The 330-nt window shown below is 74.5% G+C and carries 1 protein-coding gene; it reads right to left on the bottom strand.

The features are described from left to right. Nucleotides 1–93: 93 nt before the first annotated feature. A partial coding sequence (locus H074_RS40675) for a hypothetical protein (protein WP_007029267.1) occupies nucleotides 94–330 on the bottom strand: 237 nt, incomplete at its 5' end.

The following is a 330-nucleotide window of genomic DNA, read 5'->3' as shown; positions in this document are numbered from 1 at the left end:
CCAGGGAGAACACCGTGCCGAACTCGCGCGCGTTTCTCCGGCAGAGTTCGGTCTTGCCGCTCGCCGGGGACGCGATGAGCAGTCTCAGGCAGGTCACCAGCCGACACCGTCCGGGAGCGGGACCGGTTTCCATCCGCTGGGCCAGGGCGCGTCGCGGACCATGTCGTGGGTGCGGGCGCAGCGCCGCCGCGCCTCGGCGCGGGCGGCCGCGGTGTCCGGTTCGACGTCGAACGCGCGGCCGTCGGCGTCGCAGGACGCGGTGAACTCGACATCCGACGTGCCGGTCGGGACGGTCGGGCCGGTTCCGCCGGCGGCGGGTGGCTCGCAGGA

Origin of the sequence: Amycolatopsis decaplanina DSM 44594 (assembly GCF_000342005.1) — a bacterium.
Classification (GTDB): domain Bacteria; phylum Actinomycetota; class Actinomycetes; order Mycobacteriales; family Pseudonocardiaceae; genus Amycolatopsis; species Amycolatopsis decaplanina.
The sequence above is the reverse complement of the archived record's forward strand: the minus strand, read 5'-3'. Positions and strand labels throughout refer to the sequence as shown.